This window comes from Gryllotalpicola sp. CP2-P1, assembly GCF_057512245.1.
Window position 1 is genome coordinate 1 of record NZ_JBLRDT010000346.1, and the last position, 1,626, is coordinate 1,626.

Sequence of the window (1,626 nt, forward strand, 5' to 3'; positions counted from 1 at the left end):
GCGGGCGATCGTCGCGTCGGCACTGCTCGCGGCGGTCGCGCTCGCTTCGGCGCTCTGGGTGCCGCCGCTCATCGGCGGCGGCATCCTGATCGGCGTCTCGGTGATCTACCTCGCCCGCCGGGTGCTGTTCGCGTGGACATCCGCCCTCATCATCCTCGCGAGCGTCGTGATGTTCGTCCCCGTCCGGCGCTACGCGATCCCGATCCCGCTGCCGTTCCAGCTCGAGCCGTATCGGGTGGTGATCGTGCTGCTCGTGCTCGCGATGGTGGTGGCCCTGCTGATCGACCCGCACTTCACGTGGAAGCCGGTGCGCTTCGGCTTCTCGATCGGGGCGTTCTTCTTCGCGATGATGCTGTCGGTGGCGACGAACGTCGCCTACATCTCGCAGAACGGGCTGGGCGGGGCGGTCCTCGGCCAGTTCATCAACTTCGGGCTGCTGATCAGCGTGTTCTTCGTGGTTCGGCAGCTGCTGCGCGACGAGCGCCGCGTGCTGCTGCTGATCCAGTTCTTCGTCTGGTCGGCCGCGGTCGTCGCGCTCTTCGCCGTGGTCGAGAAGGTCACGAACGTCAACGTGTTCCTCGACCTCGGCAAGGTGCTGCCGCTCAAGCTGATCAGCGATCAGACCCAGTCGTTCCGGGCCGGCGGCGACCGCTCGTATGCCTCGGCGCAGCACCCCATCGCCCTCTCGGTCATGCTCTGCATGGCGCTGCCGTTCGCCGTCTGGCTGAGCAAGTACGGGGCGAAGCCGGTCAATCGCATCAGCCGCACGATCGTGTACGGATGCCTGATCGCGGTGACCCTGCTCGGTATGACGACCGCCGTCAGCCGCACCGCCGTCATCGTCATCGCCGTGATGATCCTGCTCACGCTGGCGCTGCGCCCGCGGGTCGCCGCGATCCTCCTCGGCGCGGCGATCCCCGCGCTGCTCATCGGCGCGGTCGCCCTGCCGAAGCTCATCGGCACGATGATCGGCTCGTTCCTCGACCCGGCCCAGCTGCTCGCCTCGCAGTACACCTCGGCGGGCTGGGGCGGGGCCGGGCGCCTCGCCGACCTCGGCCCCGCGATGGCGAAGGTCGCGCAGAACCCGTTCTTCGGAACCGGCTTCGGCTCGCGCGTGCTCGTGGGCGCGAACGCCAACGCGTTCATCCTCGACGATCAGGTGCTCGGCACGCTGCTCGAGGCCGGCGCGGTCGGCGTGCTCGGGCTCGCGATCTTCATGCTCGTGCCGCCGCTCAGGCTGATCGCCTTCTCGCTGCGCCCCGACACGCCGCCCCGCTACGCGCACCTCGCGTTCACCTGTGCGGTCTCCTGCGCGGGGTACATCGCCGCCCTGTTCTTCTACGACGCGTTCGGGTTCCTGCAGACCTTCTTCATCCTGTGCTGGGTGTGGGCGATCGGCGCCTGGCTGCTCAGCGAGTCGCCGCGGCTCAGCGGGCTGCCGGCGGGCCGCACGCGCGGCACGGCCCTCGAGCTCACCCCTGTTTCCGACCGCGACCTCGAGGAGGCGACCGCATGATCGCGAATCACCGGATGAGCGTCATCATCCCGGCCCACGACGAAGAGGCCGTCATCGGCCGCCTGCTCGCGCGCCTCATCGACGGCGACCCCGACGAGCGGCTCGAGCTC

The 1,626-nt window shown here is 69.4% G+C and carries 1 protein-coding gene; it reads left to right on the plus strand.

Annotated features, from left to right (window positions below):
* Nucleotides 1–1,516, plus strand: a 1,516-nt coding sequence (locus ACM2XV_RS15060) for an O-antigen ligase family protein (protein WP_487027528.1), incomplete at its 5' end; no start/stop codon positions are given.
* Between the last annotated feature and the right edge of the window lie 110 nt (nt 1,517–1,626).